This is a genomic window from Cytophagales bacterium (assembly GCA_033344775.1).
Lineage (GTDB): Bacteria > Bacteroidota > Bacteroidia > Cytophagales > Cyclobacteriaceae > JAWPMT01.
Window position 1 is genome coordinate 444,215 of the sequence record JAWPMT010000006.1, and the last position, 25,165, is coordinate 469,379.

General features: G+C 43.7%; 28 protein-coding genes. 14 read left to right on the forward strand and 14 right to left on the reverse strand.

What is annotated here, in order from left to right; all coding sequences use genetic code 11:
- Positions 1 to 86 precede the first annotated feature (86 nt).
- The 3 genes from R8G66_31675 to R8G66_31685 all read left to right on the forward strand — a co-directional run bounded on the left by R8G66_31675 (position 87) and on the right by R8G66_31685 (position 2,265).
- Complete coding sequence (locus R8G66_31675; GenBank protein MDW3196980.1) at positions 87 to 683, forward strand: hypothetical protein; 597 nt, start codon at positions 87 to 89, stop codon at positions 681 to 683.
- A 574-nt stretch (positions 684 to 1,257) separates the two neighbouring features.
- Positions 1,258 to 1,485 carry a hypothetical protein gene (locus R8G66_31680; protein MDW3196981.1) on the forward strand — a complete coding sequence of 76 codons (228 nt, stop codon included), beginning with the start codon at positions 1,258 to 1,260 and terminating at the stop codon, positions 1,483 to 1,485.
- Positions 1,486 to 1,494: 9 nt separating this feature from the next.
- On the forward strand, positions 1,495 to 2,265 hold the full coding sequence (locus R8G66_31685) for a S1/P1 nuclease (protein MDW3196982.1): 771 nt from the start codon (positions 1,495 to 1,497) through the stop codon (positions 2,263 to 2,265).
- On the opposite strand, the gene R8G66_31690 is transcribed toward R8G66_31685, so the two are convergent.
- Together R8G66_31690 and R8G66_31695 are read right to left on the reverse strand one after the other, a co-directional pair.
- Entirely contained in the window at positions 2,262 to 2,699 is a 438-nt protein-coding gene (locus R8G66_31690) for a DUF255 domain-containing protein (protein ID MDW3196983.1), read from the reverse strand. The two genes, R8G66_31685 and R8G66_31690, sit on opposite strands and share 4 nt — an antisense overlap.
- Positions 2,700 to 3,158: a hypothetical protein gene (locus R8G66_31695; GenBank protein ID MDW3196984.1), complete on the reverse strand. Its 459-nt coding sequence runs from the start codon at positions 3,156 to 3,158 to the stop codon at positions 2,700 to 2,702.
- A 122-nt stretch (positions 3,159 to 3,280) separates the two neighbouring features.
- Here R8G66_31695 and R8G66_31700 point away from each other — a divergent pair, with 122 nt between their 5' ends.
- A complete protein-coding gene (locus R8G66_31700; GenBank protein ID MDW3196985.1) occupies positions 3,281 to 4,798 on the forward strand; it encodes a DUF4301 family protein in 1,518 nt (505 codons plus the stop codon).
- Between the two features lie 141 nt (positions 4,799 to 4,939).
- Here the strand turns inward: R8G66_31700 and R8G66_31705 are convergent, their stop codons facing one another.
- Positions 4,940 to 5,443, reverse strand: coding sequence for a hypothetical protein (locus R8G66_31705; GenBank protein ID MDW3196986.1), 504 nt, complete (start codon positions 5,441 to 5,443; stop codon positions 4,940 to 4,942).
- Positions 5,444 to 5,457: 14 nt separating this feature from the next.
- Here R8G66_31705 and prfA point away from each other — a divergent pair, with 14 nt between their 5' ends.
- A complete protein-coding gene (gene prfA, locus R8G66_31710; GenBank protein MDW3196987.1) occupies positions 5,458 to 6,525 on the forward strand; it encodes a peptide chain release factor 1 in 1,068 nt (355 codons plus the stop codon).
- A gap of 30 nt (positions 6,526 to 6,555) precedes the next feature.
- A complete protein-coding gene (locus tag R8G66_31715; protein MDW3196988.1) occupies positions 6,556 to 7,938 on the forward strand; it encodes a hypothetical protein in 1,383 nt (460 codons plus the stop codon).
- 31 nt (positions 7,939 to 7,969) lie between these two features.
- Here the strand turns inward: R8G66_31715 and R8G66_31720 are convergent, their stop codons facing one another.
- From R8G66_31720 to trkA, 8 genes are all read right to left on the reverse strand, one after another.
- A complete protein-coding gene (locus R8G66_31720) occupies positions 7,970 to 9,277 on the reverse strand; it encodes a glycosyltransferase family 39 protein (GenBank protein MDW3196989.1) in 1,308 nt (435 codons plus the stop codon).
- 83 nt (positions 9,278 to 9,360) lie between these two features.
- On the reverse strand, positions 9,361 to 10,221 hold the full coding sequence (locus R8G66_31725) for a hypothetical protein (GenBank protein ID MDW3196990.1): 861 nt from the start codon (positions 10,219 to 10,221) through the stop codon (positions 9,361 to 9,363).
- Entirely contained in the window at positions 10,221 to 11,402 is a 1,182-nt protein-coding gene (locus R8G66_31730; GenBank protein MDW3196991.1) for an Ig-like domain-containing protein, read from the reverse strand. Before R8G66_31730 ends, R8G66_31725 begins: the two co-directional genes overlap by 1 nt.
- Positions 11,403 to 11,501: 99 nt before the next feature.
- A complete protein-coding gene (locus R8G66_31735; GenBank protein ID MDW3196992.1) occupies positions 11,502 to 12,230 on the reverse strand; it encodes a hypothetical protein in 729 nt (242 codons plus the stop codon).
- A complete protein-coding gene (locus tag R8G66_31740) occupies positions 12,193 to 12,894 on the reverse strand; it encodes a hypothetical protein (GenBank protein MDW3196993.1) in 702 nt (233 codons plus the stop codon). Before R8G66_31740 ends, R8G66_31735 begins: the two co-directional genes overlap by 38 nt.
- A 57-nt stretch (positions 12,895 to 12,951) precedes the next feature.
- Positions 12,952 to 14,070, reverse strand: coding sequence for a prolipoprotein diacylglyceryl transferase (locus tag R8G66_31745; GenBank protein ID MDW3196994.1), 1,119 nt, complete (start codon positions 14,068 to 14,070; stop codon positions 12,952 to 12,954).
- Positions 14,071 to 14,076: 6 nt separating this feature from the next.
- Positions 14,077 to 15,534, reverse strand: coding sequence for a potassium transporter TrkG (locus R8G66_31750; GenBank protein MDW3196995.1), 1,458 nt, complete (start codon positions 15,532 to 15,534; stop codon positions 14,077 to 14,079).
- Between the two features lie 52 nt (positions 15,535 to 15,586).
- Positions 15,587 to 16,927: a Trk system potassium transporter TrkA gene (gene trkA, locus R8G66_31755; protein ID MDW3196996.1), complete on the reverse strand. Its 1,341-nt coding sequence runs from the start codon at positions 16,925 to 16,927 to the stop codon at positions 15,587 to 15,589.
- A gap of 324 nt (positions 16,928 to 17,251) precedes the next feature.
- Here trkA and R8G66_31760 point away from each other — a divergent pair, with 324 nt between their 5' ends.
- From R8G66_31760 to R8G66_31790, 7 genes are all read left to right on the forward strand, one after another.
- Positions 17,252 to 18,385: a DUF4062 domain-containing protein gene (locus R8G66_31760; GenBank protein MDW3196997.1), complete on the forward strand. Its 1,134-nt coding sequence runs from the start codon at positions 17,252 to 17,254 to the stop codon at positions 18,383 to 18,385.
- Positions 18,386 to 19,028: 643 nt separating this feature from the next.
- Complete coding sequence (locus R8G66_31765) at positions 19,029 to 20,123, forward strand: hypothetical protein (GenBank protein MDW3196998.1); 1,095 nt, start codon at positions 19,029 to 19,031, stop codon at positions 20,121 to 20,123.
- A gap of 100 nt (positions 20,124 to 20,223) precedes the next feature.
- Positions 20,224 to 20,643, forward strand: a complete 420-nt coding sequence (locus R8G66_31770; protein MDW3196999.1) for a hypothetical protein — start codon at positions 20,224 to 20,226, stop codon at positions 20,641 to 20,643.
- 89 nt (positions 20,644 to 20,732) lie between these two features.
- Positions 20,733 to 20,912, forward strand: a complete 180-nt coding sequence (locus tag R8G66_31775; protein ID MDW3197000.1) for a hypothetical protein — start codon at positions 20,733 to 20,735, stop codon at positions 20,910 to 20,912.
- Positions 20,900 to 21,184, forward strand: a complete 285-nt coding sequence (locus tag R8G66_31780; protein ID MDW3197001.1) for a type II toxin-antitoxin system RelE/ParE family toxin — start codon at positions 20,900 to 20,902, stop codon at positions 21,182 to 21,184. Before R8G66_31775 ends, R8G66_31780 begins: the two co-directional genes overlap by 13 nt.
- A 38-nt stretch (positions 21,185 to 21,222) precedes the next feature.
- Positions 21,223 to 21,417, forward strand: coding sequence for a hypothetical protein (locus R8G66_31785; GenBank protein ID MDW3197002.1), 195 nt, complete (start codon positions 21,223 to 21,225; stop codon positions 21,415 to 21,417).
- A gap of 25 nt (positions 21,418 to 21,442) precedes the next feature.
- Complete coding sequence (locus R8G66_31790) at positions 21,443 to 21,718, forward strand: hypothetical protein (GenBank protein MDW3197003.1); 276 nt, start codon at positions 21,443 to 21,445, stop codon at positions 21,716 to 21,718.
- 7 nt (positions 21,719 to 21,725) lie between these two features.
- Here the strand turns inward: R8G66_31790 and R8G66_31795 are convergent, their stop codons facing one another.
- The 3 genes from R8G66_31795 to R8G66_31805 all read right to left on the reverse strand — a co-directional run bounded on the left by R8G66_31795 (position 21,726) and on the right by R8G66_31805 (position 24,356).
- Positions 21,726 to 22,175 carry a hypothetical protein gene (locus R8G66_31795; protein ID MDW3197004.1) on the reverse strand — a complete coding sequence of 150 codons (450 nt, stop codon included), beginning with the start codon at positions 22,173 to 22,175 and terminating at the stop codon, positions 21,726 to 21,728.
- A 70-nt stretch (positions 22,176 to 22,245) separates the two neighbouring features.
- A complete protein-coding gene (locus R8G66_31800; GenBank protein MDW3197005.1) occupies positions 22,246 to 23,586 on the reverse strand; it encodes an alanine/glycine:cation symporter family protein in 1,341 nt (446 codons plus the stop codon).
- A gap of 77 nt (positions 23,587 to 23,663) precedes the next feature.
- Positions 23,664 to 24,356: an arylesterase gene (locus tag R8G66_31805; protein MDW3197006.1), complete on the reverse strand. Its 693-nt coding sequence runs from the start codon at positions 24,354 to 24,356 to the stop codon at positions 23,664 to 23,666.
- A 114-nt stretch (positions 24,357 to 24,470) separates the two neighbouring features.
- Between R8G66_31805 and R8G66_31810 the strand changes: the two genes are divergently transcribed.
- Positions 24,471 to 25,157, forward strand: a complete 687-nt coding sequence (locus R8G66_31810) for an ABC transporter ATP-binding protein (GenBank protein ID MDW3197007.1) — start codon at positions 24,471 to 24,473, stop codon at positions 25,155 to 25,157.
- Positions 25,158 to 25,165: the final 8 nt, after the last annotated feature.

Genomic DNA, 25,165 nt, shown 5'->3' on the forward strand with positions numbered 1-25,165 from the left:
TTGTCGCTTTTGCTCTTTATGTTCAATAAGAGCCAACAATTTCCGCCATTCTTAAGTTTAGAATAAACGATATGTAGTGTGAAATAATGAGTCAGTCTCGCACAGGATTAAAACTTAGGCCTTCAAAAAGCCAAACCGATCACCCACATCACTGGGAACTACTGGTCAATTTTTTCCTGATTGCCACTGCGGCGTTGTTCATTTATGTTTCAGCAGCCTATTTCGCTACGTGGTATTCAGGAGATACGCACCTATCGAAATTCCTGATCATGGGCTTTCTCCTGTTGTTGCCTTCTTCTCATTTCATGTTGGCCTTGCCACGTCATTTTGATATGGAAGCAGATAAGAAGATGGTTTTGGCATTAGGGCTTTCTTTGTTATCCCTGGTCATTTTCTTCGTTTTTCAATGGCTTGCCTGGTCGGATAAAATCGTGCAGAGTCCGGATTCATCTCCGTTCATTTATGCCCTTTCCATTGCTCACGGGGCATATTTCCTGTTGGTATTTGTCGTCACACTGTTTCAATTAATTTATGTTCGACGCAACCAAACGGACATGGTTAAACGTTTAATCTACTACAGCAACGGTTTCCAACGGATGAAGCTTGTCTTGCTGGCTCGGGTTTGGTTATTCCTCAATATCCTCTGGGGTGCAGTCATTTTTGCTTTTCTGCTGATCAGCTAAACCGCGCAACGAGCATTTTCCCGATTCATTGTTCACTTAAGAATATTAATATTTTTATTTTTTTTTGAAACCTTTTTAGAAAAATTACGATTAATCTATCATAGTACGGAAAATAATAATTCAAGAAATTGACGTTATCGAAGTACTTTCTTTTAGGTTAGGTTGGTGATTAAGGCACGGGAACCCTCCCAGGGTAAAGTCCGTGCCTTTTCTTTTTGGCACCCTTCCTTCCTCGCGGCAAGGCGAGCGAGAGCCTCAGGGTGCCAAGGGATCAAGCAATATTCCTGGGGAGCAACGTGATAGGATGCAATTCTTGTGATTTAAAAAATGTAGCTGTTATACTTGAATCATCTTCTGTGCGTCTTTTGAGGTTTGAACCATCGTTTCTCTTACCACTTTTCCATCGATGAAAAGTGGCCAAAAATCTAGGCCTGATTCATTTCTTAACGATTTTTGACCCAAAAGAGCAGGAACAAAATAAACTCGCCATTTTATTTGTTGACTGAAAAACATAATTTCCAAGCTCGAACAGAATTTTGTTCTTTTCTGCTCTCTATTGAATCAAAAACCTAAAATGAATCAAGGCCGCTTCGAAACGGCAAATCCTTTCAGTGCAATTACTCCACAGGTTTTCGGATTGACCCGTGCCAAGTATGGTTCACCGAATTATGAACTCATTCGATTAGGCTTTACGGCTTTTCCAATCAATTTTATTAAGCGAGCTATGCCCAAAATACCGCAAAGCGTTTATCGAACCACATTATTTTATCAACGGCCTTACCTCCAATCTATTCGTGGCTAATTTTGTTCCATGAAAAAGGCCATCCTCTCCATTCTGTTATTAACCATTTTCCTTCCTACTTCTTATTCCTGGGGTCCTACCGGTCACCGTGTAGTAGGATTGATCGCGGAACAGCACCTGTCTAAGAAGGCTTTGAAAAGAGTGCAGGCTGTTTTGGGGACAGAAACACTGGCAGAAGTCAGCACATTCATGGATTTCATCAAATCCGATAGTAAGTATCGACACATGAATCCCTGGCACTACTGCACCATTCCGGATGGCAAAACCTATGAAGAAGCGGGTACGCCGGAAGAAGGGGATGTCATCATGACCATAGAAAGGCTGATCTCAGAATTGAAATCCAAAAACTTTTCCGATGAGGATGAGGCGTTTGCCTTAAAGATGTTGGTGCATTTGGTAGGAGACATTCATCAGCCACTACATGTAGGAAACGGCGAAGACAGGGGAGGCAATGATGTGAAACTCGAATATTTCTATCGATCCTCCAATCTGCACCGCGTTTGGGACAGTGGCATCATCGATGAGCAGAAGTTTAGCTACACGGAGTACGCCGACTGGATCAATCATGTGGATGCGACACAGGTAAAATCCTGGCAATCCGCGACAGTCCGACAATGGGCTGCAGAATCTGTGACTTATAGAGGCCAGGTCTATGATATTCCTGAAAACAAAAAACTAAGCTGGAGGTACAATTTTGATAACATCGAGACGGTAAACCTGCGATTGCTGCAAGCCGGTGTACGATTGGCGGGCGTTTTGGAAACTATATACGGTTCCTAAAACTCATTAAAGGCTTTCAGGTCGAGCAAGAACTGGTCAGCTTTTTTGTATCCCGTAGATAAAAACTTACTGCCAAATTCCTCTTCCCAAAATACGATGGCCGGAAGGTCACGCACATTCCAGCTGGTGGCAAGAGCTTTGTTAGTGATATTTTCTCCTAAGAAATCGATGGATTCCAGGCTTTCATAGTCCATTCTCACCGCATAGTAGTTTTCGTTGATGTAGGCGATCACGGCTTTGTCGGTGAAGGTTTCTTTCTCCATGACCTTGCACCACTTGCACCAGTCCGCGACCACATCCACAAAAACTTTGCGAGGCTCGGACTTCATCAATTCCTGAACGTCTTCGAGTGTATACCACTTCAATGTGTCAGGTTCCTGGTTGACCTGAAAAGCAGTAATATTAAAAATGGCGGCAAAAAGTAATGTTTTCATTTATAATACAAGTGATCTGAGCTTATCCGTTGCCCGCTCTTGCTCCACCAGTACTTCGATCGCTAAAACCATATTTTTGGTTAATCCCAATAAAGCCGCGGCTTCTCCGACCCGTGCCCGTTCGTCATCTGCATAATCATCATCTGCATAACTCATCCGAATTGCGTCATAGATCAGCAGCTTATTAAAACTCGCGACACTTCTTGAATCGATCTTTTGAAATACTTCGTCGAGCTCCTCCTCTTCAAAATCATACTCCTCCCAAGCCGCAACGGTTGCCTCATCCACATTCAGGCTTTTGGCAAGGCTGATCGTCAGCCATTCTAATTCGGGATCCGAAACTTCTCCGTCAGATCCTGCAATCACAAGAAGGGCATATCCGTAATCCTTCCAGAACTTTTGAGGTAACAGTGACATTCCGTAAAAAGCCGGAGCCACATTAAATAAATCTTGAGACATGTCTGAAAACGAGTATTTTCTCCAAATTAATGACTTCTCGCGAGAATTAGAATTAAAAAGCTTGCGGACCGCTTTATGTTTCGGTAACGCAGGCCTAGATTTAACTCACTAAATCTAGCCGTATGTTTTCTGCATCTGATAAGCAACAAATTAATGACCATGGTCTTGATCTGGAGACCGTTGAAAGACAGATCGCCTATTTTAAAAAAGGATTTCCGCCTTCAAAACTGAAGGCACCCGCGATTGACGGTAGTGGGATCATGATCCTTGATGATGCAGCGATTGCAAATGCGATATCAGGTTATGATGAATTGTCTGCAGATAAGACGATCGTTAAGTTTGTTCCCGCTTCAGGGGCAGCAAGCCGAATGTTTAAAAAGCTGTTTGCTTTTCTGGAGTCTTACCAGGGTACGGAAGCGGATTATCAGGAGTTGATTGCTGATCAAAAGGGAGGATCTGTTTTCGAGTTTCTGAAAAAACTTGAAGATTTCGCTTTTTATGATGAATTGACTGACCAATTTGGTGCAGACAAGAGTTTGCAGCAAGCACATGTAAAAAGAGAATATGGTGCGATCATAGGCGCTTTGCTGAATAAGGATGGCATGAACTACGGCTCCTTACCCAAGGGACTGCTGAAATTCCACCGGGAAAATGGTGTTGTTCGTACACCAGTGGAAGAACATGTGGTCGAAGGCTGTCAATATGCCAAAGGGGCTGATGGATCGGTCGCGTTACATTTTACTGTTTCCCCTGAGCATCAATCTGCTTTTGAAGCACATGTAGAATCGCTGCGGACATCCTACGAATCAAAATTCGATTGCAAGCTTCAGGTTTCTTATAGCATCCAGCAGCCAGGAACCGATACCATTGCCGTAGATCTTGAAAACGAACCTTTCCGAAATGAAGATGGCTCCTTGTTGTTCAGACCAGCGGGCCATGGTGCGCTACTCGCCAACCTCAATGAGATTGATGCAGATGTCGTTTTCCTGAAAAACATCGATAATGTGGTTCCTGATCGCCTGAAAGAAGAAACCATCAAATTCAAAAAAGTAATCGGCGGTCTTTTACTGAAGTTGCAATCTCAAGTATTTGCACATGTCGATGCACTGAAATCAGGAAAAGGCGATTTGAAAGCCATTCAGCAATTCATTGAAGAAAAGCTGGGCTATCGATCAGATTCAGACCTTTCCGGAGAAGCCCTTTTGAAGATATTGGACCGACCTATGCGGGTATGTGGCATGGTGAAAAGTGATGGTGATCCCGGAGGAGGGCCTTTTTGGGTGGACAATGGCGACGGCACGTCTTCTTTGCAAGTCGTAGAAACTGCTCAAATAGATCTTTCGGGTGAAGGCCAAAAAGAAGTATTCAATGCAGCCACACATTTTAATCCGGTGGATGTCGTCTGTGGATTGAGAAATGCTCAGGGAGAAAAGTACGATCTCATGCAATTCAGAGATCCGGAAACAGGTTTTGCCACGGAAAAGTCTAAGGATGGCAAATCCCTTAAGGCGCAGGAATTACCAGGATTATGGAATGGCAGCATGGCGTTCTGGAATACGGTTTTTGTAGAAGTGCCGTTAATTACCTTCAATCCGGTAAAAGCGGTAAATGATTTGTTGAAGCCGGAGCATCAGGGCTAGAATAAGAGGCAATGAATGATTATTGTTTGGGAAAATTTATTGGACACCCTTCAGGGCCTGGGAAAATCCAAAAACGTTCCTCCTTCATTAAACTAGAGTAAAACAAACAAAGTCAACCTGGCCTCGTATCGTCTGAATTACCTATAAAGATTTCACAATCGCCTTTTTGGTGATGGTCAGGCGGGTGATGACCAGAGACTGTTCGACTATTTCCGGATGGTAGAAATACACCAACTCGGGAGTATCTGATAAGTAATCGGTTAAATCCTGATTATTTTCTGAAGCGTAGAGAAAAGCTTCCTGCAATTCCTTTTCTTCTTCAGTTTCTGCGGACTTAAGTTCAGTCACTTTAATTGCTAGGCTGTCTGTGAAGGATTGTAATTGATCTGCCTCAGAAATATCGAAATACTTCTTACCGATCTCTTCCCCTCTTCGAACGATATCAGAATTGCGCAGGCGTTTCAATTCTCTGTTGGCCATTTCTCTTTTGACTGCTTCACGGTCAACACCATTTTGTGTGTCGCATCCGGTTAAAACCGTGATAAATATCAATAAAAGGAACAACAGTGGTGATATCCATGAATTCTCAGTGTGACCAAAGGTCAAAGAGCGAATAGAAGTAGGTACTGTATTAGTTTTGCGCATTAAACTCAAGCTGAATGACTGACAAGTTAGAGGCGATCAAACACAGGTTCGAAGAAGTAAGCCAGCTGATAGTCCAGCCAGACGCCATGTCTGATATGGGCAAATATACCAAGCTGAACAAAGAATATCGGGATTTGGAGAAGATCGTGAAGGTGTACGATCAGTATCTGAAGGTAACCAATGATCTGGCAAGTGCCAAGGAAGTACTGGAAACCGAAAAAGATCCTGAGTTCCGGGAACTAGCCAAAATGGAAATCGATGAACTGGAGCCTCAGGTGACAACAATCGAGGAGGAACTCAAGGTGATGCTGATCCCTAAAGACCCGAACGATAGCAAAAACGTGATTCTGGAAATACGTGCTGGAACCGGGGGAGATGAAGCGGCCATTTTTGCTGGCGACCTTTTCCGAATGTACGAGCAATATGCGGATTCCAGGGGCTGGAAGTTTTCTGTCCTGAACCTGAATGAAGGCAGCTCCGGTGGATTCAAAGAAATTGTGGCCTCTGTAGAGGGAGAAGATGTTTTTGGTCAGTTGAAGTTTGAATCCGGAGCGCACCGGGTGCAACGTGTGCCCGCTACCGAATCACAGGGCCGTGTCCATACTTCTGCAGCAACTGTTGCGGTATTGCCGGAAGCAGAAGATGTGGATGTAGAGCTCAACATGGGCGATATCCGAAAAGACACATTCAGGGCTTCAGGAGCAGGAGGTCAGCACATTAACAAAACAGAATCTGCAGTTCGGTTGACGCACCACCCTACGGGAATCGTGGTGGAATGTCAGGATGGGCGTTCGCAACATGCCAATTACGACAAGGCTTTGAAAGTACTCCGCTCTCGTATATACGAAATGGAACTTAAAAAGCACAATGAAGAAATTAGCTCTGCCAGGAAATCCATGGTGGGAAGTGGGGATCGCTCGGATAAGATCAGAACTTATAACTACCCACAAGGCCGGGTCACGGATCACCGCATTGGTTTTACAGTGTACAACCTTCCTAATGTGATGAATGGCCAGATTGGTAACTTCATTGAGGAGTTACGGATTGCGGAAAATGCAGAAAAACTGCAAGAAGGGGAATAGTTGATGAATTTCGTCGTTTGATCATCACAGATGAAACCTAATCCTATTCTCTATTTCCTTGCGCTGACCCTACTCTGGTTTGCTTGCTCTATTGAAGATGATATGAGTCCGGAAGGTGTATCCGTGGGCAACCTGGTTTTCAGTACCGATACAGTCAGTTTCGATACGCTGATCACTTCCCGTACCAGTATTACCCGTCGTTTTCGAATCTTTAATCCTTCCAATCAGGATGTCGTGCTGAATGAAATTGCTGTAGCGGGAGGAGATAATTCTTTCTACGACATCATTGTCAATGGAAAGCAGGGTGCAACAGTAGCCGATGAATTGCTACCAAAAGGAGATAGTATTTTGGTGTTGGTGAATGTGAATATTGATCCGAATGATCAGGACCTGCCTTTTTTGGTGAAAGATTCCGTCATTGTTAGTTGGGGCAATAGCACCACAGACATCAAATTGGAGGCCTGGGGCCAGAATGCTATTTTTCTGCGCAATCAGATCATATGTGACCAAACCTGGACCAGCGAACGGCCTTATGTCATTCAGGGATTTGTGGCGGTGGATTCTTTGTGCACATTAAGTATCGAACCTGGTACCCGTGTGTTGGTCGACAATGGAGCCTCTATTTTAATGGAAGGAACCCTGGATGTGCAAGGTGATTCTGCAAACGTGGTAACGTTTAGAAATACGCGATTCGATCCTGGTTTCCTACAAGCGCCCGGCCAATGGGGCGGATTGGTCTTTTTGCCAGGGAGTAGGAACAATCGTATTTCCTATGCAACCATCGAAAATGCGGTGACAGGCATCTTCAGTTTTGGTACGAACGTCGAATCGCTCAGGGTTCATTTGGACGTTGACCATACAACGATCAGACACATGTCTAATGCCGGGATCCAGGTATTTACTGCTGAGATGAATGTGAGCAATACACAGATCTATGACTGTGGTGCTTTTATGGCTTCACATTTTGCCGGTGGAAACTACACTTATGACCATTGCACGTTTACGAATGAGCAAACCAGCTTTATTCGTGATGATCCTTCCGTGGTATTTCTGGATAACTTCCCACAGGCGGAAGATCCTGTGGTAGAAGATCTTTCCATCACCATTACGAACTCGATTCTTTGGGGGTCGGAGGATGAGGAGCTATTCATTGGCAATGATGGAGGGGCAGTGATTGAAACCATTCTTCAACAGAACATCATCCGAAGCGAGGAGGAGATACCGGGTAATTTCACTTCCAATGAATTCAACTTCCCTGGATTCATCAATGTCTTCTCGTTTGATTACCAATTGGATTCATTGGCTTTCGCGAGAGGTCGTGCCCTGGAGTCCAGAAGAACCGATGACCTCTTAGGCATTCCCCGAGATGATATGCCCGATATCGGCGCATTTGAAAGGGTGGATGAGGAATGAGCTATTGTTAGTTTTTCGAAACTACGGGTAATCAGTAGCTTTCTTCTCGCTTCAAATAAACGCGCCTTTTTCCCCCAGCATTAAACTCTTCAGCCCCATCAAACTGTCTTTTACTTGCGATCACGACGGTTTTATCATCCAGTTGTTTGTCCTGTTGCCAGAGGTCATATTGACTTTTCTTTTCCCCATCCGGGTAAATGGCTATCGCGGGTTTACCAGTGTAGAAGGTGTAAGCACTAGGTTCTTTTAAGTCATAAAGGAAAATTACAGGCCGGTCTCCTACTTCTTCTGCCAGTGCGTTGTACCATTCTTTTTGTCCTTTGACGTAATGAGGTCCAATTTTTTGTCCAGGGATTAAGTCCGTTCCGACATACAGTCGAAAGAGGAGCGTCAGCAAAATATGCGGCACCAGCAATGCGTACCACCACTTGCTGTGAAATCTGTCATTCCAAAACCGAGTCACCAGATATATGGCCGGTAGCCAGGCCAAAGAGGTCCACTGAATATGCACAACCCCTCGCAAGGATGAAAAGAGGAAGAAAACGAAGAACCCCCTGACCATAAAAGCCAAGGCCCTTTCGAATTGGTCTTTGGTTTTGATAAAAAGACTGATCATCAATACCGGACCTACGGCCAGCAATTGTTCTCCCACGAAACGAAGGGCGTATTTCAACTCAAAAGAGGAGGAACGTTCGATCAGATGAAATCGAATGGAAGGAAAATCATGTTGATATTGCCACCAGATGTGCGGTAGAAATAGCAGTAGAGAAATCCCTGTAATGAGGTAAAACTGCCGGTTTCGGAGTAGTTCTAAATTCGACAAAACGATCAATACGAAAAACAGGCCTGCGTGGTACTTGCTGTACAGCATGGCCGCCCCACAAAAGCCGAGAATGAAAACGTGCTTCAGTTGATTGCTTTTTAGCCACTGTTGATAGTAAAACAAAAAAGCAGCCCCAAAAGCGATCAATGGCCCATCGGGAAATACCAAAAACCCCAGGTAATTCAAAAAAGGGACAGCCAGTAGCATCAAATATATCGCCGGTGTTTTTAACGAGTCTTTTGGGACCATCTTGAAAAAAAATCCGATAGCAATGGTGATCAGTAGTACGTTAACCAATCGCAAACCGAACTCATTTTGAAAAAGTGAATATCCTATGTCGATGACCAGCGCGACCATAGGAGGGTGATCAAAATAACCCCACTGCAATTGTTGGGTGTAGATCCAATAGTAACTCTCGTCGTTGTGGGTTTCGGTAACTGCCGCCTGGATAAGGTTGATCACTAACCAAAAGAGGAGGAATAGTTGGGGAGAGTTATTTAGCGCTTTTTTGATCAAGGGGTAAAAATAAGCGAGAGATACCGGTATTTTTTCGACCAAATAAACCTAGGCCGAAAAAAACCGGCATGACGTCAAGGAAATCACTTCGTATGGAACCGCAGATATGCCCCGACAGAAAAGGATGGCGAAGCCAGGATTTGTTGGCCGGACAGAGCCATACTCACATTGGCGGTAAACCCATACTGGTTTTTGACATCCACGATGACTTCAGGTGATAGCGCTAAATATTCCACATTATTGCTGAATAGCCCTTGATTCGGACTTGTAGCTAAATCACCATTCCTTAGTGATTTTACGCCGTAAAGTTTAGTCAGGAAGGTCAACCAAGTTTTGTACGTATAGCCTACTTCGAAACCATAACGAAATTCATCGGACAAGTTCCGGGTTCGATTATTGACTCCAGCCATGATCGATAAATACACCGGAACCGGATAAAAGGAATGACTGATGTCCAGGCTTACCATTTGGTTGAATTCACCATCTCCTGTTTGCAACGATTCCGTGCGACCACCATTCGCGTTTCCAAGAGGTATTCCTCCGGTAAGCGAAATACTCACTACCGTTGGCTGATCGGTCACAATACCATATTTCAACGTAATGTCCGCGTCTCCTAATGAGTTGACAAAATCACCCTCGTCTATGGAACCATCCAGTTTTTGGAATTCATTCAGTGTAACCCTGGAGAAGAATGGGAAATACACAACACCGGTCAGTTTCGAAGTAATTCCATACTCCGCGTACAGGCTACTAGTGTAAACCGAGATTTTTGGACGAACATCAATAAGATCACCTTCCGGATTGAAGTACCGATTGCTTCGCATGGCAAACTGATTAAATTTCAGAAAACCATTGCCTTTCGGTTGAGGCCATCCACCCCCAGCCACACCATTGAAAGCTATCAGACTAAAAAGCAGGAGGCCATATATTTTTAGTCGCGTCATCAATTGCTCAAACTACCCAGTCCCAGGGTCACATTAAAGGGTTCGCACCATACAATGACGTAATCGTAACTATCGATGGTGGTTTCTGGAGAAACTTCCGTCACATTGATGCTAAAAGTACCGTCCTCGCTTTTGCCAAGATTAACCCCACCGGTAACACTACGCTCCTGGTTGCTCAGATAGAAATATGGTCCGGGAGCATTGGGGTCGATGCTCGCATTTTCAAAACTCAGGATCAATTGATCACCATCTTGTGCTAAAGTGAAGTTTCCACTGATTCGGTACCCTCTTCCTTCCAATGAACCGCTTCTAACCATATTCGTATTTTCCGAAAAGGCGGTTACCTCGACCGATGTGGTTTTTCCATTGGTCAGGGCAGAAATGGTAGCACTTCCTTCCGTCAGGGCACGGGCCAATCCATTTTGGTTGATGCTGATGATCTCAGGAGCAGAAGACGCCCAATCTGCGAATACTGTGTTATCCACTTCTCCCGAGCTGTCAAAATACTGTGCTTCGAATTGGAATTGCGTACCTAACTCCATGCTTTGCGTCAAAACAACAATTCTCAATTCCTCGTCAAAGACGGTTTCAGCCCGATTGATTTCAAAACTTACTGAGTCGGAAAAAGCTCCGACTGTTGCCTTTACATCTGCAACGCCGACCCACAAACCTCGGATTGTTCCATTTTCATCTATTTCGGCAACGCTACTTTCCGCAACACTCCATGTTATTGGAAGATCAGGTTGCTTCACGATCCCGGTCAGGTCGGTGTATTCGGCGCGCAAAGTGAATGTCTCACCAACACTTAATGAATCAGGTGCTTCTACAATTCGAATAGATTCCTGCGAGGAGAAAACCGTGATGGAAATTTCTTCCTTTCTGTCTTCGTACTGGACCGATAGGTCGACAATGCCTTCTTTCAAAGCACGGCCGATACCATTTTGATCAATGGAGAATACGGTGGCATCAGAGCTGGACCAGATAAAAGTTACGTCTTCCTCCATGCCCCGTTCATTCATGTAACTGGCTTCAAGGGTATAGACGCCCGTAACATGGAAGTTTTCAGGGAGATTGGTGAGCCGGATGATGGGGGTAACCTCAGGTTCAAGGTCGGTTCCGATACAGCCCATCAGCCATATCAGTACTAGCGTAAATGAATATTTGAAGTTGATCTTGCCCATTGTCGTTCTTCATAGAACGGTACAAAGGAAACAACCTTTCTTTTCTTTCTTCAAAAAATTGAGTTGGATTGATACAAAGGGATAAATAGAGGACAAATTTTATGGAATCAACACGATTCTTACATAGGGTGCTTCTCTGAAAAGGATCAGCTGGTCATTTTCAAGGGTCAGTTGTAAAGGCTCTGCCCTTTCATACAAATGCTGTCGTAGTTGACCATCAAATAAACCGAGATATCCACCAACAGCAATACCAAGTGTTTCACTGATCTCAACAAAACGGAGAGCCTCTCCGTCAAATTCGTACTTTCCATGCTGATTGCTGGTAATAATCAGTGAAAATGTCCCATCAGTATGGAATCGTACGTTCATGGGTGCGTCACAAGGTGGATTCAAGAAACCATCTAGAAACTCCAATCGAGCAAAGCGCCAGTCCATATCCTGAAAAGTCCGAGGAGCTGAAGTAGAATTGGGCTCTAAAGGACATCCGGGCCCCGTCCATTCGATTACCTTAAGGCATTCCTCACAGTTGTTGACGTAGGCAGAATCCAATCGGGCCTGAAAAGAGATAGGTGTGATAGTCGCAAAGGTCTCCGGGTCGCATAGCGAAGGAGCAGTTACCCTTTCGGTAAAATCCTCCGATAATAGGTAATACTCAGCCGATTGATCTGCTGATCCGATGACCTCCAACACCCTTCCTGACATGGACGGATCGATCATGCAATTGGGTTCATCAGAAGAACAAGAATAATAGAAAACGATCAATAGAATTAAGGTCCATTGCATTTTCATCTCATTCGGCGTAAAAGACGAATTCAATATTTTCTTCATGCGTAAGCGTCAATCGGTTTCCGGTAATGCTTATCCTAACAGGAGTCTCTGAGAATAGTCTTTCAAATGTTTCTTCAATTACTCTATCGTAGCCATGTACTCCGGCAAGGGTTTGAATGGGATCTTTTTCAAAACGGATCACATCTCCGTCTAGCTCGAAAATTGGACTAAACTCGTTCCGGACTTTAAATATTGCACGATTGTTCTGAAAGGAAAGCTGACTGGTATTCAAGCAAGGACCATAAAGCTTTTCTTCCTCAAGGACTAAATGGTCAAACTTCCATGAGGAACTTAGAAATGGACTTTCCGTTTCCATTGCTACATGTCCCGGATCACACCCTGGTCCGGACCATTCGAAGATTTGAATGCATTCCTGACAGGCATCAGTATCAGCAGAATCCAATAATATTTGGTCTAGGTAAAAACCATCGGGTTCTGGAAAGATTTCAGGGTTACATATGACTACAGCTATTGACCCTGTCTCAAGAAAAACTGATCCTGCGATTGAGTCACTGGAAAAAGAGGTTAAACCAAACATTGGAATTCCAGAAACTGACTCATACGGACCCTCACAGGTCACACTTTCTTCCTTACATGAAAGAAAGAGAAAGCAGACGATAAGCAAAGACACAAAGCGGTTCATGTATTGAATGTATGAATTCATTCAATACAAGGAAAGTTAAGACCCGGGAATACGCTAATCGAGTACTTTGAATCGCTATTAAGTAGCCTTCTTATTCTTCGTTAAGGCATAGATCATCGCCGCTAAACCAAATAGGAATCCTGGAATGCTAAGGATTTGGCCCATGTTGATCGGTAGACCTTCTTCAAAGGCTTCCTGATTCATTTTGAAAAACTCGTCCACGAATCGTAGCGACCAAAGCAACATCATGAACACCGCGAACATGAAACCTTCCGGAAGTATGTCCCTTTTGTTTTTCCAAAGCCAAAATACCAGGACCATGATCAACAAGCAGTAAAGGGCTTCATAAAGCTGGGCCGGATGTCTGGCAATACCAATTCCCGAAATTTCGAGGTACTGAACGCCTCCTCTTTTCTTCACTTCATAGTTAAGTGGTTGACCTCTGCCAAAGTCCACGTGCTCGATCACTTCTGTATAACCCAATAGGGATCGTCGTAAGTTGTTCTCAATAAAACTAATTTCCTGTTGAGTGGTCCCGAACGTTACCCCTTCTTTGAATTCAACAATGGCTTTGATCGGATATCGTCCAGGAACATCGGAAGTCTTGGACCCTCCTTCTTCAAAGTAGACAGATTCAACTTTTTCATCATCGAAATCCAGGACGTCTTCGGCACCACGTGCATAAACGATGCCGTAGCTGGAATTCGTCATGGTCCCTTCCATTTCCGAATTCATAAGGTTTCCGGTTCGGATCAATGCACCGCATAGGCAAGTAACGATGGCCAAACGATCCAGCATCCATAACCAGGTATATCCTTTGATCTTTTTCACGAAAATCCAAATGGCCGTCAAAATTCCAATCGCACCGCCATGGCTAGCCAGCCCTCCTTCCCAGATCTTTAGGATTTCCAAAGGATTGGATAAGTAATATTCAGGATTGTAAAACAGACAGTGGCCCAGACGAGCACCCAGGATGACGGCCACCACCATATAGGTAGTCAGTTTATCTACATCCGTCTGCGGCTTTCCTTCTGTTCTGAAGATATAGTACATCACCTGTTGCGAAAGCAAGAAGCCAGTAGCGAAAAGCAATCCGTACCAGACCACAGGTCGATCTTCCAGGCCAATTCCGGATAAGGGAATGGTAAAAATCGCTGGGTCAGGACTCCAGATGATATAATTTAAAAGGAAGGACATAGACTGCTAAATTTTGCGCCAAAAGTAAGGAGTAAATAAAATGAGGACGGTGAATAGCTCCAGTCGTCCAAGGAGCATCAAAAATGATAAAAACCATTTACTTGCCGCAGGTAAATGGGCAAAATTATCAACTGGCCCTACGGTTCCGATCCCAGGTCCAATATTCCCAAGACAAGTGGCCACTGATCCAATCGCTGTATTGAAATCAACGCCAAACGTTCCCATGATGATCGATCCCAGGGCGAAAATGGAGATGTAGATCATGATGAACGCCAGGATGTTGAACGTGATGTCTCGGGATACCGCTTTGCCATTGTAACGAACCGGAATTACCGCGGAAGGGTGTAATTGTCGTTTGAGCTCGAGGATACTGTTTTTGATCAATAAGATGTGTCGGACAATTTTCACACCACCAGCTGTGGAACCAGCAGAGGCACCAACAAACATCATGATGAAAAACAGCAAGGAAAGGAATGACGTCCATTGCGTATAATCATGGGTGACATAACCTGTTGTAGTAATAATGGATACTACTTGGAACAGCGCATCTCTGATAGACTTTTCGAAAGAATCGTGACCCAATCCGAAGATGATGGTACCGACCAGAATAGAGGCAATCACACAGAACAAGGAGTAGAAAAGGAATTCCTGGTTCTTCAATACCTTTTTGAATTCACCGTGTAACCCGAAGTAGGTCATCGTAAAGTTCGTTCCGGCGAGGAACATGAATATGATGATCACATATTGAATGAACGGCGAGGTATAGTGGGCGATACTGGCATTTTTCGTTGAAAAACCTCCGGTAGCCATGGTTGTTAGTGCATGGTTGATGGCATCATAGAAATTCATGCCGCCGACCAGCAGTAACACGGTTTCTGTGACAGTAAGACCCAAATAGATTAACCAAAGTCGTTTGGCGGTTTCTTTGATCCGAGGTTGTAGCTTGTCCGGAGAGATGCCCGGTGCTTCCGCCACAAAAAGCTGCATGCCTCCAATGCCCAAAATCGGAAGGATGGCTACCGTGAGTACAATGATCCCCATGCCCCCGATCCACTGGGTGAGGCTGCGCCAAAACAGAATGCCTTTATGTACGGACTCAATGTCTGTCAAAATGGTGGCTCCTGTCGTTGAAAAGCCGGATAACGTTTCGAAGAAGGCATTCGTAAGATCAGGAATGGCCCCACTGAGGAGATAAGGTAACGTTCCGAAAAAACTCATACTGAGCCACCCGGCTGTAACGACCAGATAACCGTCTTTCTTTCGGAGTTCTTTGTTTTGCCGTTTTCTGGTAAAGATGAAAGCTAAAAACCCGGTAACAATGGTAATGGTCCCGGAAACGGTCAACGCCAAGAGGTCTCCTTCGCCATAATAAACACTAAAGGGAACGCAGACAAACATGAACGCTCCATTCAACATCAGCAGGATGCCGATGATATGAATGATCACTTTGTAATTGAAGGTCATCGGATTGGTAGCTGCGTAAAGTTAATTGGCATTCCGATGATTGCTTTTCGATTTACTTGAAAAAACGTTCAACGACATGGATACACTCCGGCTTGGAAAGCACCACGACCCGATCCTTGGGTTCGAACTGAAAGTTTCCTCTTACAGTATACCCCCGATTTTTTCGGATGACGCCACCGATGATGGCTGTTCTTGGGAAATCCAGGTTGCGTAACTCGCGTTGTAAGATTTTTGAATTGTCCAGCACCTCAAATTCCAGGATTTCCGCATCCACGCCGTGGATACTGGTCAGGTTGATCACCTGTCCCCTACGAATGTATCGGAAAATAAAGTTTGCCGCGATCAGTTTCTTGTTGATCAGCGTATCTACCCCGATGCTCTGTGACAAATGGATGTAATCCATGTTTTCCACGAGGGCAATGGTCTTTTTCACGCCAGCGTTTTTGGCCGCCAGGGACGAAATGATGTTCGTTTCTGAGTTACCCGTTACGGCAACGAAGGCATCCATGTGGTCAATCCCTTCTTCACGGAGCTTTTCCACGTCCCGACCATCACCATGGATGATCATCGTGTCTGCCAGGTCATCTGCCAGATTGAAACACTTTTCTTTGTTTTGCTCGACGAGTTTGATGTTGTATTTCTTGCTCAGCTGACGCGCGATGTGTGTGCCCATCTTAGATCCACCAAGAATCATGATGTTCTTCACATCAACTCTACGTTTCCCGGCCAGGTCCATCACGCGATTTACGCCATCAGGCTGCGCAATGAAATAGGCATGGTCCTGGTTTTTGAACTTGTTTTCACCGTGTGGCAAAATGGTTTCATTATCCCGTAGGATGGCCACCGTGGTGAAATTATGGTCAGGGTTGAGGTAGGCTGTTTCCGTTAAGGTTTTGCCGAACAGTTCCGAGTTTTCATCCACGGTAATCCCGATGAGGGACAGCATGCCTTTCTCAAACTCGAACGTATCGGTCATGGCTGTTTCTTTCAACAGCCGCTTTACCTCTTTTGCGGCAAGCGATTCCGGCGAGATGATTTCGTCGATACCGATGTTGCGCAGGTCCAGCTTTTCGCGCTGGTGCAAAAACTCGATGTTGGAAACGCGCGCGATGGTGCGCTTTACTCCCAATTGTTTGCCAATGATCGCCGTAGCGATATTGGTTTCCTGGTCAGAAGTAACCGCGATGAGCATATCGGATTTCGATATGTTCGCTTCTTCCAAAACACTGATGGACGTAGAGCTGCCCCGAATGGTATGCACATCCAGGGTGTTTGCGGCATGGCTCAGGACTTCTTCATCGAGATCCAACAACACAATGTCTTGCTCCTCGTATGCCAATAGTTTTGCCAAGTGGAAACCAAGGTCCCCAGCACCGGCAATAATGATCCTCATGGTAGCTTACAACCTTAAAGCGGGCAAATATAGTGGAAACAACAAACGCGGAACCCACCCGAAAGGTTCATTTCGACTAGCTGCATCAAATCACTGACTGAATGGTTTATCTCCCCGACTGAACCGGGTAGTGGGATTAGAGGAGGACTGTGGTTTTCTGTTCCTTGCTCATGGTCCATGAGCGCCAATGTTCAAAAAGCCTAAATTCTTGTAGGTGTCGGCGTTGTTTGGGAGGATAAATTAGTAGATTAGTGAGATGTATAGGAAGTAGATGGAATTTTGTTCTTTCTATTTTGATGTTATGCATTACTAAAAACAGAGTAAATGGCCAACTTAAAAATATTTGTATCCTCGACTTGTTATGATCTAAATATAGTTAGAGGACAACTACGTACTTTTATTTCTGAACTTGGGTATGAGCCAGTAATGAGCGATTACAATGATGTTTTGTATGATCCAAGAGATCACACTCATGAGAGTTGTATTAAGGAAATCCAAAGTGCTGATATGGTTGTTCTAATTGTTGGCTCTAGGTTCGGAGGAAAGGCAGTTCCTAAAGCCGTGGAATCAATAGATATTGATTCACTAAAAAACTTATCTAAATCTCCTAAATTTTTAGATGATAGTAATATTTCAATTACGCAACTTGAGGTATTAAAAGCGATCGAGCTTGAAATTCCAATCTTTACATTTATTGATAGTAAGGTTTCACATGACCATCTTTTCTATGAGAAAAATAAAGGCAAAAGAGGCTTTCTAAAAGGTGTTGATTTTCCTTCAATAGACAAAACTGAAACTGCAGTCTTTATTTTTGAATTTATAAACTTCATTAGGCATAGAACAAAAAACAACTCAATTGTAGATTTTACAAAGTACGATGATATCAAGGATTTTCTCACAAAACAGTGGTCTGCATTGTTTCAAAGATTACTCTATGAACAAAAAACTAAAAAGGCAGAAGTTAGAAGGTTTGATTTCCTAACATCACAATTAACAGACATAAAAACAACTCTTCTCACTTCCATTACTAATTCTGATTTAAAAGACACTGCTCGAGGGGCAATCAAATTTAGAAGACTAATCGATTTCTTGTCCGGAATTTCTGGGGAAAAGCAAAACGAAATATTGCTCTCGGACAAATCTTTTGATGACGTAATTAAAGCTTGTGACATTGTTGAAAGTAGAAGATCCGAAGGAACAGGATTTTCTTCAAGGAATCAATTTTTGATAAAAAAAGATGGCACTTTTTTTCAGTTACGTTTCCCGATCGAAATGGAAAGAATGTCACCTCACTGGGCTGATTTTAAAGAATTGAGTGAGGAATCGAAAAAAGCTATAATAAATGCAGTATTGGATAATGAAGATCATAGGATGCGAAACCTTAGATATGTAAATGAGGATTTTGAAGAATACATTTCTAATAAGATGAGCGATTCTGAAAATGAAGAAGATGCATAACAAATGCTAACAATAAATTTTGAGAAAGCGTGGCTATCGCGAGACCGGAAGTTGTGCTTTATAACTCCTAATCATCATATCTCGGCGTTATGGAATTATACCCCTCTAGTCGTAGTTTGAACTACGACTTCATATACGAGCGTAGGTTCAATCTACGCCCAGTAACAGCTTTTAACCCAATTTATATATGTAACAAGCATTCCCGGATTAGAACAATACTTCAACGATGAACACTGGGATGAATTTTCAGAATTTTGCCCCGAACCAACTGATTCCGATCAATTTCATTTACTGACTCAGAAAATTGGCGACAGGGAAATAGCTAAGGTAATCTGGCTAAGACGGGAGGAACATTCTTTGCACTGGATCCACAGCACTGTTCCAGCACTAGAAGGTCTAACACCGCTGGATTGCTTGTCCACATTGGAACTTACCAATCGTCTAAAAGTATGCTTACTTAGAATGCCATAACTATCAAGACCACCGAGTCCAACCACTTTTGGAGCCGTATTTTTCTCACCAAAATAGGCGGAAATATCGTATTAAAGACGTTGCAACGAAGTTGAGGTTTGAAAGAATACCCTAGTTTAGGTCTTGTCATTCCCGAGGTAGAACAGGGAGCGATTCTTAAGCTAAGCATCCAATGAAGCACGTATTAACTCTCCTATTTTTTTTCCTTTTTGCACATTTACAATATGGTCAAACCAGTAACTGTTTCGATTTGTCGTATGACAGGGACATTGAAGGAACTGCGGGATTAGGCTTACTTGACGAATATAGCGTTTTCTTTTTGGGTGAGACGCATAATATAGGGGGTAATGACCTGATGGATTATGCATTGCTTACTCATCTAAACAATACGCAAGAAGTAACCCATTTCATCAAAGAGGGGACCTATAGTTTCATTTTCCTCCTTGCTCAATACATTGAAACTTCTGACCCTCAATACCTCGATTTTCTGGGTTTTCCTTTACCTAAAGAAGAGCGGGAATTTGTTGAACGATTGGCCAATTTCAATAAAAAAGTACCCGAGGATCGGCGAATCAAAGTATATGGCATTGATTCTGAGCCGTTTTATCATTTACCGCTCATGTTGAATGCTTTGCTGTATAAGCATGGAAATCCACCGCAAATCGTCCAGGAAACATTCGAAAAACTGAAGTCATTTCAGGCCGAAAACTGGACACACTTTATTTCGAAAAAGGAGAAGAAAGAGATTAAGGAAATTTGGGAAAATGTTAGCCCTATTGTTTCAGCGAATAAAACAGTCTTTCAGGAATACCTTAAGGATGATTTGACCCATTTCATGATGGTGCTTGACAATTCAGCTACAGTGAAGCGGTCCGATAGCCAGCTACTTGAAAACTTTTTAAAGCTTCAACAATTAACCGGTGCTGAAAAATTCTATTTCTCGTACGGCAGTTTGCACGCGCAAAAGAAAGGTGGGTGGTTAGCTGATCAGATCAATAAATCTTCATTATTTGAAAATAAAGTGTTCTCCATCAAGACCATCTACCATCAATCGACCATGTTGTGGGGTGATCAACATCTCCTGGTAAATACTCTGGAAAAAGTCAAGCCAGAAGAAGCCCAGAAGGTATTATCCACCTTTGACGATTGTTCAGATGATTTTGCTCTCCTGTCGACAATGGGGTTGTCCTATGAAAATGAATTTGATTTTTTGCTTCTGGCTCGAAACCAAAATGCCATAACGGTAGAAAGTGAAAAGGACCACTAATCCCTCTGATTCTCGAAACACGAGGCGCCTGGCATAGAAATTGTGAATTACAGCTCATTGAATAATTCATGCTTACTTACAATTACGAAGCCTCAACAAAATGAAGAAGATTAGAATAACACTACTTTTATCGACACTGATAGCTTGCTTCCTGGTAACCGGATGTTCAGAGAACGAAGCGGTTCCGGAAATAATCGAATTGAACGGCACCTATGAAGGGACTTTTACCGTCGAATACTTAAATGGGGGCCAGACCCAGAGCAATCCAGTCACCATTACTTTTTCCGACGGCACTTTTACTTCTACAGCAGGAGAAAACAGGTTTCCTGCCGGAGGAAGTGGCACCTATGAAGTCGGTATTAGTTCAGTTATTTTCACAGATGTGAATATTTGGACAGCAGATTTTGATTGGAACTTAGTACTCAATGGAGAATATACTGTTACGGTAACCGGCGGGATGATCACCCTTTCTGCCAGAAAAAATGATGTGGGTGTCTACACGTACGAATTGGTTAGATAACTGCGTTATTCAATGAATAGCTAAGATTAAATCTACTTGCACTAATTCCGAATTCAATTTTTGTTCATCTTCTTCCATATCTTTAACCTATGAACAAACAAGTAGCAATTGACTCCATCAAAGACATGCCTCAAGATTTCGAGTTGGATGAGTTAATTGAACGATTGGTGGTACTGGAGAAAATTGAGAAAGGAAGGAAGGACGTCCAGAAGGGAAATACTTTTTCTCATCAAGAAGCTAAAGGCAAACTGAATAAGTGGTTGAAGTAATTTGGACAAACAACGCTTTATTAGATCTAAATGAAATTGGTGAATACATAGCAAAAGATTCACCAAAATATGCGGAAATAACCGTATCGAAGCTCTACTACAAGGTAGAAGTTCTTGTAGAATACCCCAAAATTGGACGAGTCGTTCCAGAGGCTGAACGAGAGAACTTACGAGAATTAATCGAAGGAAATTATCGAATCATTTATGAGATAGCTGAAGATTCTATTTATATCATGTCTGTTCATCACAGTTCACAGATGTTAAGAATTTAGAATAATGAAACCCCTAATCTCTTGTTTCGCAGATAACAATGGCCAAACCAAGAAGAAGATACGTAGCTAAAGGAGTTTCCGGAGGGTGGAGGATTTGGAACAACAAAACCAAAAAATGGTGGGGTGAATTGTACGAACGGCAACCCGATGAATTACTGGAAGAATTGAATGGACCAAAAAGGCCTGAAACGCTGGTACAGTTGACGAGGAAATACCAGTTAGATAAAAGGTAATATCACTTTAACAACTGTTGGACTAATGGAATTGGACAGTTTAAAGCTCGTTTTGGAAGAAACCATTGAACTGCTATTAAGTGGAAATGAAATGGCTTTTGATGGAACAATACCTGCGGAGTTAGCGGAAGAATTGCGAACCTTCGTGCAAAAAATTGAACGGGAAGAAGCGTTTGATCGGGATTACTTGATCGTGCTTTTTCTACCAACCGCTCCCATTCAAGAGTGCTCAATGGCTAATGGATGGTCCGAGAATTATTATAAAATAGCTTCGAGATTTGATAAGGGGATTGAGATCTAAGCCATGTTCATAACTCATCCCCATTATCCGGACCAATACCTGGTGGGTTGAACAACCCCCAGTGGTCTACTTCATAGTTCCATCGGTCAAATGTGGCCACCCAACCGATGAATAAAAGTCGATATTCCTCCACTGCCTGACGAAGCAGATCGAAGTACTGAGTTTCCTTGAAACCATACATTCGAAGCGAATGTGTATTTACGATGAGCTCCCTGGCCGATTTCCTAATGATCGCCGCATTCTCCATTTTGATGTCGTATAACTCCCCAGACTCTGCACCCGAAACCTTGACCGATAAATTGGCCGCATCTTCTGACATCCATCCTGCGATTTCTTTCAGTTCTTCATTATCCTCCGGGATAAGGTCCAGGATTCTTCGGGTCAGTTCATCAATCTCCTGACCCTTTTTTAAGATCGGAAGTTTTCTTCCGTCCGGAATTTCGTCATCGTCGAACATGGTGGGTTGTTTTTTTAAAGATTCCCCCTTTGCTAAAGGGGTGGTCCTAGACCGGGGGATTATTAGAAAATCAAACCTTACTAAAATAAGTCTTTGCAGCATCCAGGGCCTTAGGTGCCAAAACCAGGGCCGATATCATGGTCGGTATCGCCATGAGCCCATAAGCGATGAACACCAGGTTCACCACGACGTTCAATGAAGCGACCGATCCAAGGATCACCAGGCCAACATACCAATAATTGAAATACTTACCGTATTCAGCACCGACGAGGTATGAAAAGCACTTTTGTCCATAGTAGGAAAGCCCAAAAATGGTCGTGATCGCAAAGATCATTACCGTAAGGATCAACACGTAAGGACCAACATAAGGCAATGCCGCATCAAAAGCTTTGGCTGTGAGTGTGATGCCATTGGATTCTGGCAATTGCCAAACCCCCGTGATTAGGATACATAGACCGGTCATGGTACAGATCACCAACGTATCAATTGCGGGTCCTAGCATGGCCACCAAACCTTCTCGTACAGGTTCTTTCGTTTTTGCGGCTCCATGCATCATGGGTGCAGTACCAATTCCAGCTTCGTTTGAGAAAGCGGCTCTTTTAGCTCCTTCGATGATAATCGCCCCGACAGCACCGCCCAGCGCGGCTTTGGCTGTAAAAGCATCCTGAATGATTAGTCCTAAGGAGGGAAGAATTTCAGTGAAATTGATGAGCAGGATCAATACAACAGATACCACATACAAGACCACCATCGCTGGAACAAGCTTGGCAGCGACAGAACCAATTCTTTTGATTCCTCCCAGAATAACCATGGCCACCAAAATGGCGATCACAATGCCCATGCCCAGGTCCAATCCAAAACTTGGTTCAATGCCATTGGGAATAAAAACCACATCTTTCATCACAGCCACCATTTGATTGGCTTGAAAAACGGGTGTTGCTCCAAAGAATCCTGCTACGCAGAAAAAAATGGCGAGAGGCTTCCAGTTTTTCCCGAGCCCTTCTCTGATCACGTACATGGGTCCCCCTTGAATTTCCCCTAAAGAATCTTTTCCACGGTACATCACCGCCAGCGTACATGTAAAAAACTTGGTGGCGATGCCAAAGAAGGCACTGACCCACATCCAGAAAATGGCTCCGGGACCTCCAGCAGCAATGGCTAATGCGACCCCACTGATATTTCCCATTCCGATCGTGGCGGCCAATGCTCCAGATAAAGCCTGAAAGTGATTGATCTGACCGGGATCGTCGGGGTTATCGTATTTTCCTCTCAAGACATTGATGCCGTGACCCAGGTAGCGAAATGGCAAAAACCGGGAATAGATCATGAAAAAGGCACCACCTCCCAGTAGCAAAACAAGTAGTGGAGTGCCCCAGACAAAATCCGAGCCCGCAACGATCAGTTCTTCAATTCTTTCCAATGTCTATTATCTTAATGATTTGAGATGATTCAATTTTATTATGTCACATTGAGGTTCTTGAAATGTGACTATGCAGGATCTTTTTCCAGCAACGGACTCAAATATTGCCAAACTGTTTCAGCAACAATTTTATGACCTTGAGGGGTTGGGTGAATGCCATCATCCAGGTTCAAATCCGGATTACCAGCCACACCATCCAATAAGAAAGGGATTAAGGTTGCATCATTATCTGCTGCCACTTTTGGGAAAATTTCCGCGAACCCTGAAGTATAGGTTTGGCCCAAATTCGGAGGCACCATCATTCCGGCAATAATGACCTGCACGTCGGGATTGGCTTCCTTAACCGCATCAATGATGCTCTGCAGGTTTTTGGGTGTTTCTACCAGTGGCAATCCCCGTAGACCGTCATTGGCTCCCAACTCCAAAACGAAAATATCTGGCACCGTTCTTAGTACCCAATCGATGCGACTCTTGCCACCAGCGGTAGTTTCTCCACTTAGTCCGGCATTCACGACACGATAATCATAGTCCAGAGAATCCAATCTTTTTTGAATGATCGCTGGAAAAGCTTGCTCCACGGCTAATTGATATCCTGCTGTAATACTGTTACCGAAAAACAAAATGATCTTGTCATTTGTAACAACCTCGGGGGTAACTTCGTCTTGTACTGAGGTTTGTGTGGATTCCTGGCTCTTTTGTTCGGGGGCACCACAAGCCATCACCAAGCAAAATAAGATCGCTACTAAAATTGAGTTTTTCATTTATCGCAGTTCTTTCGTCCGCAAGTGATGCTTTGTCAAGCGATCAAATCGAAGAAATCAAAGATAGTCCTCGTACTTAAAACAAATCAAATAGGGTTTAAATAGTTTAGCTGAATGTCGTATATCCTGGAAATTGACTCGGTTTCGAAAACGTATAAGAATGGTGCCAAAGAAATAAAAGTGCTGGATAACATCCAATTTGCCGTTCCGGCGAAAGAAACCCTGTCCATTGTAGGCCCATCGGGCAGTGGAAAAACCACTTTATTGGGCCTCTGCGCGGGCCTGGACCGTGTGACCGAAGGAAGAATTTCTCTGAATGGCATCTTGCTGAATGAACTCAATGAGGACCAGATGGCCCAGGTTCGAAACGAGCAAGTAGGCTTTATTTTCCAAAACTTTCAGTTGATTCCAACCCTGACAGCTCTTGAAAATGTAATGGTCCCGTTAGAATTGCGAGGTGTAAGTTCGGCCGGAAAAGTAGCGAAGGATCTTCTTGGGCGAGTTGGTCTTGGTGACCGTAAAGAGCATTACCCTTCTCAATTATCGGGAGGTGAGCAGCAGCGAGTGGCGATTGCGAGGGCCTTTTCCAATAATCCGGCCATCCTGTTTGCCGATGAGCCTACTGGAAACCTGGATGAAGACACCAGCCAAAAAATCGAAGAATTGCTGTTTGAAATCAATCGTGAACAAGGAACAACGCTTGTTGTTGTGACGCACGACCTGCAACTGGCTAAAAAAACGCATCAGATTGTAAAGTTGCGTGGAGGTAAAGTGGTGCAACCAGAAAGCGTAATGGCCTAAAACAACAA

Bases quoted from the DNA above. Each gene is read 5' to 3' on its own strand.
- R8G66_31810 (MDW3197007.1), top strand. From the start codon at position 24,471: ATGTCGTATATCCTGGAAATTGACTCGGTTTCGAAAACGTATAAGAAT.
- R8G66_31745 (MDW3196994.1), bottom strand. From the start codon at position 14,070: ATGTCCTTCCTTTTAAATTATATCATCTGGAGTCCTGACCCAGCGATT.
- R8G66_31730 (MDW3196991.1), bottom strand. From the start codon at position 11,402: ATGGGCAAGATCAACTTCAAATATTCATTTACGCTAGTACTGATATGG.
- R8G66_31695 (MDW3196984.1), bottom strand. From the start codon at position 3,158: ATGTCTCAAGATTTATTTAATGTGGCTCCGGCTTTTTACGGAATGTCA.
- R8G66_31715 (MDW3196988.1), top strand. From the start codon at position 6,556: ATGAAACCTAATCCTATTCTCTATTTCCTTGCGCTGACCCTACTCTGG.
- R8G66_31735 (MDW3196992.1), bottom strand. From the start codon at position 12,230: ATGAAGAAAATATTGAATTCGTCTTTTACGCCGAATGAGATGAAAATG.
- trkA (MDW3196996.1), bottom strand. From the start codon at position 16,927: ATGAGGATCATTATTGCCGGTGCTGGGGACCTTGGTTTCCACTTGGCA.
- R8G66_31790 (MDW3197003.1), top strand. From the start codon at position 21,443: ATGGAATTGGACAGTTTAAAGCTCGTTTTGGAAGAAACCATTGAACTG.
- R8G66_31785 (MDW3197002.1), top strand. From the start codon at position 21,223: ATGGCCAAACCAAGAAGAAGATACGTAGCTAAAGGAGTTTCCGGAGGG.
- R8G66_31685 (MDW3196982.1), top strand. From the start codon at position 1,495: ATGAAAAAGGCCATCCTCTCCATTCTGTTATTAACCATTTTCCTTCCT.
- R8G66_31705 (MDW3196986.1), bottom strand. From the start codon at position 5,443: ATGCGCAAAACTAATACAGTACCTACTTCTATTCGCTCTTTGACCTTT.
- R8G66_31750 (MDW3196995.1), bottom strand. From the start codon at position 15,534: ATGACCTTCAATTACAAAGTGATCATTCATATCATCGGCATCCTGCTG.
- prfA (MDW3196987.1), top strand. From the start codon at position 5,458: ATGACTGACAAGTTAGAGGCGATCAAACACAGGTTCGAAGAAGTAAGC.
- R8G66_31690 (MDW3196983.1), bottom strand. From the start codon at position 2,699: ATGAAAACATTACTTTTTGCCGCCATTTTTAATATTACTGCTTTTCAG.
- R8G66_31740 (MDW3196993.1), bottom strand. From the start codon at position 12,894: ATGAATTCATACATTCAATACATGAACCGCTTTGTGTCTTTGCTTATC.
- R8G66_31795 (MDW3197004.1), bottom strand. From the start codon at position 22,175: ATGTTCGACGATGACGAAATTCCGGACGGAAGAAAACTTCCGATCTTA.
- R8G66_31725 (MDW3196990.1), bottom strand. From the start codon at position 10,221: ATGACGCGACTAAAAATATATGGCCTCCTGCTTTTTAGTCTGATAGCT.
- R8G66_31700 (MDW3196985.1), top strand. From the start codon at position 3,281: ATGTTTTCTGCATCTGATAAGCAACAAATTAATGACCATGGTCTTGAT.
- R8G66_31680 (MDW3196981.1), top strand. From the start codon at position 1,258: ATGAATCAAGGCCGCTTCGAAACGGCAAATCCTTTCAGTGCAATTACT.
- R8G66_31775 (MDW3197000.1), top strand. From the start codon at position 20,733: ATGAACAAACAAGTAGCAATTGACTCCATCAAAGACATGCCTCAAGAT.
- R8G66_31805 (MDW3197006.1), bottom strand. From the start codon at position 24,356: ATGAAAAACTCAATTTTAGTAGCGATCTTATTTTGCTTGGTGATGGCT.
- R8G66_31675 (MDW3196980.1), top strand. From the start codon at position 87: ATGAGTCAGTCTCGCACAGGATTAAAACTTAGGCCTTCAAAAAGCCAA.
- R8G66_31765 (MDW3196998.1), top strand. From the start codon at position 19,029: ATGAAGCACGTATTAACTCTCCTATTTTTTTTCCTTTTTGCACATTTA.
- R8G66_31760 (MDW3196997.1), top strand. From the start codon at position 17,252: ATGGCCAACTTAAAAATATTTGTATCCTCGACTTGTTATGATCTAAAT.
- R8G66_31770 (MDW3196999.1), top strand. From the start codon at position 20,224: ATGAAGAAGATTAGAATAACACTACTTTTATCGACACTGATAGCTTGC.